7 protein-coding genes and 1 pseudogene are annotated in these 4878 nt (G+C 44.1%); 3 read left to right on the top strand and 5 right to left on the bottom strand.

Annotated features, from left to right (window positions below; genetic code table 11):
* Nucleotides 1-90, top strand: a pseudogene (locus tag ACTIE6_RS17605) (peptidoglycan-binding protein LysM); the annotation flags it as partial.
* A gap of 191 nt (nt 91-281) precedes the next feature.
* Here ACTIE6_RS17605 and rplI read toward each other — a convergent pair.
* From rplI to ACTIE6_RS17585, 4 genes are all read right to left on the bottom strand, one after another.
* On the bottom strand, nt 282-728 hold the full coding sequence (rplI, locus tag ACTIE6_RS17600; protein ID WP_031530094.1) for a 50S ribosomal protein L9: 447 nt from the start codon (nt 726-728) through the stop codon (nt 282-284).
* Between the two features lie 21 nt (nt 729-749).
* Nucleotides 750-1001 carry a 30S ribosomal protein S18 gene (rpsR, locus tag ACTIE6_RS17595; RefSeq protein ID WP_015811483.1) on the bottom strand — a complete coding sequence of 84 codons (252 nt, stop codon included), beginning with the start codon at nt 999-1001 and terminating at the stop codon, nt 750-752.
* 3 nt (nt 1002-1004) lie between these two features.
* Entirely contained in the window at nt 1005-1385 is a 381-nt protein-coding gene (rpsF, locus tag ACTIE6_RS17590; RefSeq protein ID WP_439557886.1) for a 30S ribosomal protein S6, read from the bottom strand.
* 135 nt (nt 1386-1520) lie between these two features.
* A complete protein-coding gene (locus ACTIE6_RS17585) occupies nt 1521-2462 on the bottom strand; it encodes a hypothetical protein (RefSeq protein ID WP_439557885.1) in 942 nt (313 codons plus the stop codon).
* A gap of 141 nt (nt 2463-2603) precedes the next feature.
* Between ACTIE6_RS17585 and ACTIE6_RS17580 the strand changes: the two genes are divergently transcribed.
* A complete protein-coding gene (locus ACTIE6_RS17580; protein WP_439557884.1) occupies nt 2604-3278 on the top strand; it encodes a YggS family pyridoxal phosphate-dependent enzyme in 675 nt (224 codons plus the stop codon).
* Here the strand turns inward: ACTIE6_RS17580 and ACTIE6_RS17575 are convergent.
* The gene (locus ACTIE6_RS17575; RefSeq protein WP_439557883.1) at nt 3270-4337 is read right to left on the bottom strand and encodes a glycosyltransferase family 9 protein; all 1068 of its coding nucleotides are present in this window, start codon (nt 4335-4337) and stop codon (nt 3270-3272) included. The genes ACTIE6_RS17580 and ACTIE6_RS17575 overlap by 9 nt on opposite strands.
* A gap of 137 nt (nt 4338-4474) precedes the next feature.
* Here ACTIE6_RS17575 and ACTIE6_RS17570 point away from each other — a divergent pair, with 137 nt between their 5' ends.
* Entirely contained in the window at nt 4475-4852 is a 378-nt protein-coding gene (locus ACTIE6_RS17570) for a DUF423 domain-containing protein (RefSeq protein WP_439557882.1), read from the top strand.
* The last annotated feature ends 26 nt before the right edge of the window (nt 4853-4878 follow it).

Here is a 4878-nt window from a genome sequence, read left to right as displayed (position 1 = left end):
TACCCCATTATTTTCGAAGCCAACAAACCCATGTTGACTCACCCAGACAAAATATATCCAGGACAGGTACTGAGGATCCCGGCGGTTTAGGAACAGCGGCTTTTTAATTACATCGGCTGTCGGCTCTCGGCCGTTTTAACAGCTGATGGAAAAAGAGCCTAATAGTTAATAACGTAAAGTCCCATAAATAAAAAAGGCCGACTTCCGAAAGCCGACAGCCGAAGTAATAAAAGCAAAAAGGCAGCCTTATGAGCTGCCTTTTTGCTTTTATCTGATTCTCCTTAATCTTCCGCTGCAATTACATTCAATGCAACTTTGTGTTTCACTTCTTTGTGAAGGTCGATTGTCGCAGAGTAAGTACCGATTGACTTAACATCGTCAACAGTAATTTTCTTACGGTCGATATCAAATCCTTTTGCTTTCAGGATATCTGCAACCTGCGTGTTGGTTACACGGCCGAAGATACGTCCGCTTTCCCCTACAACAGTTTTGATGTCAATTGTCATATCGCCAATTGCCGATGCGATATCTTCTGCATCTTTTTTCAATTTCTCTGCCTTGTGAGCAGCCTGACGTACGTTTTCCGTAACGATTTTGCGGTTAGACGTATTAGCCAGCAGCGCAAATCCCTGAGGAATAAGGTAATTACGACCGTAACCTGCTTTCACAGTCACGATATCGTTCTTATAACCTACTCCTGCTATATCAGTTAAAAGTATGATTTCCATTGTTTGTAGCTCTTTACTGTATTATTTCAATTGGTCAGCAACAAATGGCAGAAGGGCCAAGTGGCGTGCTCTTTTAATTGCCTGGGATACTTTGCGCTGATATTTCAGGCTTGTTCCTGTCAAACGACGTGGCAAAATTTTACCTTGCTCGTTGACCAACTTCAATAAAAAGTCAGGGTTTTTGTAATCGATATATTTGATACCGGCTTTTTTAAAGCGGCAATATTTCTTACGGTTAATGTTCTTTTCAACCGGTTCGTTAACTAGTGACATAGCTTATGCGTTTTCGGTTTTAGATTCAGCAGATTCTTCTCTTTTCTTACCTACCAGTCCCTTGCGTTTTTTCTCGTTGTAAGCAATCGAGTGTTTGTCAAGAACGATAGTCATAAAGCGCAAAATACGCTCGTCACGACGGAATTCAGTTTCCAAAACATCTACTACGTTTCCTTCATTTGCAGTGTATTCCACTACATGATAGAAACCAGAATTTTTCTTTTGGATGGGGTAGGCCAGCTTGCGCAATCCCCAGTTCTCTTCATGTACAATCGACGCTCCGTTAGAAGTAAGGATTGTAGTGAATTTTTCAACGGCGTCCTTTGCCTGGGCCTCAGACAAAATGGGAGTTAGAATGAACACCGTTTCATACTGTTTAGACATACGGTAATTTGTTAGTATTTATAAAAGTAAAAAACCCTCACTTTGGTTTGAAGCCAAAATGAGGGTGCAAAAATAGGGTTTGTAAACCTGAATTCCAAACCTTTTACGTGATCATCTGTAAGTTACAGCCGGATCTTACTTGACAGTGAAATCTCCCTGCCCTATTTTGAAGCCTTCGCTGTATAGCTCAATCGCATATTTCCCGTCTTTCAGCGGAATGCCGCCTCTACCGTAAAAGATATCGACGGACTGATTGGTATTGTTAAATGGAACAACCTGTGAAGAACTATATATCAGCTCTTTTCCATTGTGTACAAACGAACCGGAGCCCGTCGCCATATCGGAAAGTACAGCCCCATCCGGATCGAGAATGCGCAGATAAATTTCCTTGTCGTTTTGCTTTGCAACCGGATTTTCGGCCAGTTTGAAGTTAATGCGCAGTTTATCAATACGTTTTGCCTTGTATTTTCCACCTTCCCGCTCTTTACCCTTTGCCGAAACTGCATTCACTGTAAGCGCCTCCGCTTTCAAAGCAGATGCCAGGTTTACCTTCTCGCTAAGCTCTCTGTTTTGCGCAGAATAGTTGATAACCGAATCTGCAAGTTGCTGTTTCTCACTTTCCAGGCCAGTTACCTGCTGGCTGAGCTGCTCATTTTTGTTATTGGCAATGCCCAGTTCCTCTCTCAGCCTGGCAATCTCACCATCTTTTTCAAGCAATACAGATTCATAACCTCTGATTTTCTTATTATAGGATGCAGCAGAATAGGTCCCCGCGTTTTTAAGTTCTTGCTTGTCTTTTTCCAGCTGTGCTTTCAATGCAACCAGCGAATCAACACTGCCACCAAGCTTCTGGATCTCCGCTATTTTCACATCCAGCTCAGCAGAAATGGAATCAAGCTTTGTTTTAATGGACAATACCTCTTCCGTTTTGGCAGTAATAATCTCATCCTTCGCCTGGTTCTCCTGTTTTTCGTGGTAAATGAAATAAACGAGTACTAAATTGAGGATCAGCAATACGGCCAGAGCGGCCCATAAAAGTGTCTTTCTATCTTGCTTTTGTTCCTGGTTATAGTCCATACAGAAGGTTTAATTTTGAATTTAGTTGGTAAAAGAAATATGTTTTTTTCAATTTTGAAATATGTCTACATCTTATTTCTGGCTGCGAATTTCTAAACCGCAACTTTAACACATTAACATTCAAAAATTTAGCTTTCCCCCATGTCTTCCATTGCCGATAACATTGCCCGTATTGAAAAAGGATTAAAACAGGAAAACGGTTACAAGGCCAGACTGATCGCAGTTACAAAAACCAAGCCTGAGTCGCTCTTGCTGGAAGCTTACGAGGCTGGCTGCAAACAATTTGGTGAAAACAAGGTCCAGGAAATGGTGGGCAAATACGAGGCGCTTCCCAAAGATATTGACTGGCACATGATCGGGCATTTGCAATCCAATAAGGTCAAATACATGGCGCCATTTGTTTCACTGATCCATTCAATTGACAGTTTCAAGCTATTGAAAGAGGTAAATAAAGAGGCTGCCAAAAACAATCGCGTGATCGATTGTCTGCTTCAGATATTCATAGCCAGCGAGGAAACCAAGTTTGGCTTATCACCCGAGGAAGCGGAAGAAATCCTGACTGCGCCCGAGCTGACTTCTTTACAAAACATCCGCATTGCCGGATTAATGGGAATGGCCTCAAACACGGAGAATGAAGAAGTTGTAAGGGCAGAATTCCGGGGCCTTAAAAATTTGTTCGAATCGTTTAAAAAGTTTAGCAATAACCAGGTCCAAATGCGCGAACTTTCCATGGGTATGAGCGGCGACTACCTGATCGCAGTGGAAGAAGGAAGTACGCTGGTACGCGTGGGGAGCGCCATTTTCGGATCACGCTAATCTTCTTTCAGCCGAAGCTTTGTCGAGCACTTCCTGCACTTTCTCTTTTACAAATTCAAAGGTAAGATCGCAGCAAGGCAAGTTAGGCTGTCTCACCAGCACCACGTTTTCACCGCTGCCATACTTACCCGAGTAGGGATTATAGTTTAAAAAGTTATTCAAAGCGCCCATCAGGATCATTCCAAATGTACCCGACGCATTCGCCAGGTGGGAAGGCCCGCTGTCGAGACCTATGAAAAATTCAGCCCGGCGGATTACTTCTGCTGTCTCCAAAATTGACAATTGTCCGCACAAGCTGCGGTAAGCTTTTGCTTTTGTTGTCAAACTACTCGCCATTCCAACCTCAACAATCTGGTAATTGTAATTCTCCGCCAACCAGTCAACTAGCATATCCCAACGCTCGGATGGCCAGTCTTTGGGCTTGTAGTTTGACTGGCAATGCAATACAATGAAGCGGTCTGCCAAACCAAGACTATCAAACTTGCTTCTATGCTTTTCTTGCAAGTACAATCTCGGATGATCATCGGCAGGAAATGTTGATTTAGGCGGAATCAGGTCACCCGTTTGCGCAAAAACTTCCAGAAGGTTACCGTAATCGAAATAGTTGAAGATGGTAATATCACGCTGCACCGCAACCGGATTATCAACAAAGACCTGGCATTTGGGACAATGATTATTGTTACTGAATTGCAGCTCTATGACTTTATCGAACACATTTCCCGCAAGCAGGGTTTGCCGCTGGGTAACGCAGAACTCTGGAAATACCTCGTTGATTTCGGGATTAACAGCAACCAGCTCCTGAAATACAGGCTTGACAAACCAGACAATGTACGCGTCAGGATGCAGTGAACGAACATATCGCGATATCGGCTCCGCCGCAATGATGTCGCCAAAATGTTCGGTGCGAATGATTGCAATCAGCTGTTTTCCAGGTGCTAGTTTCTTCTTAACAGACCCGAAATGCCGCCTTGCCTGGTAGCCTTTCAAACGGGCTTCAAAAATGTGGGAGTATTTGTGATAGCGGTGTGTCCAAAGCTGGATAAAGCGTTCTAAGGTCATTTGAGTAGCTTGTGAGCGATCTGCGGAATGAAGTAAAACCGCGTTTTCGTGAGCTGCAATATAATAAAATTGAAATAAACCGTTGGTTGCACTTTCGTGACCGGCTAACTTTACCGCTTCCATTATATCCCATTTTTATGAAATTCATGATACAGGCAGGCGGCATCCTTGGCGCGCTGGCAGTGGCGCTGGGCGCATTCGGAGCACATGCATTAAAAGGAATGCTGGAAGCTTCCGGCCGGGCCGATACTTTTGAAACTGCGGTTAAGTACCAGTTTTACCACGCGATTGCCATGGTACTGGTGGGTTTGCTGATGCGGAACGCCGGAGCTGATGCAATCAAACTGCTCGGCTGGTCAGGTAATGCATTCGCGATCGGCGTAATCATCTTCTCCGGCTCATTATACGCCATCTGCTTCACAGGCATCACCAAATTCGGAGCCACCGCGCCCATAGGTGGGCTGGCACTTATAGCTGGCTGGGTGTTACTGGTGCTGGCGGCGGGGAAGATTTAATTTTGAATGACTGAATGACTGAATGA

This window comes from Dyadobacter sp. (assembly GCF_051859145.1).
GTDB lineage: Bacteria > Bacteroidota > Bacteroidia > Cytophagales > Spirosomataceae > Dyadobacter.
Note: the sequence above shows the minus strand (reverse complement) of the source record. Positions and strands in the feature narration are given on the sequence as shown.

Excerpts from the sequence above, each read along its gene's own strand:
- rplI (WP_031530094.1), bottom strand. The coding sequence starts at position 728 with ATGGAAATCATACTTTTAACTGATATAGCAGGAGTAGGTTATAAGAAC.
- rpsR (WP_015811483.1), bottom strand. The coding sequence starts at position 1,001 with ATGTCACTAGTTAACGAACCGGTTGAAAAGAACATTAACCGTAAGAAA.
- rpsF (WP_439557886.1), bottom strand. The coding sequence starts at position 1,385 with ATGTCTAAACAGTATGAAACGGTGTTCATTCTAACTCCCATTTTGTCT.
- ACTIE6_RS17585 (WP_439557885.1), bottom strand. The coding sequence starts at position 2,462 with ATGGACTATAACCAGGAACAAAAGCAAGATAGAAAGACACTTTTATGG.
- ACTIE6_RS17580 (WP_439557884.1), top strand. The coding sequence starts at position 2,604 with ATGTCTTCCATTGCCGATAACATTGCCCGTATTGAAAAAGGATTAAAA.
- ACTIE6_RS17575 (WP_439557883.1), bottom strand. The coding sequence starts at position 4,337 with ATGACCTTAGAACGCTTTATCCAGCTTTGGACACACCGCTATCACAAA.
- ACTIE6_RS17570 (WP_439557882.1), top strand. The coding sequence starts at position 4,475 with ATGAAATTCATGATACAGGCAGGCGGCATCCTTGGCGCGCTGGCAGTG.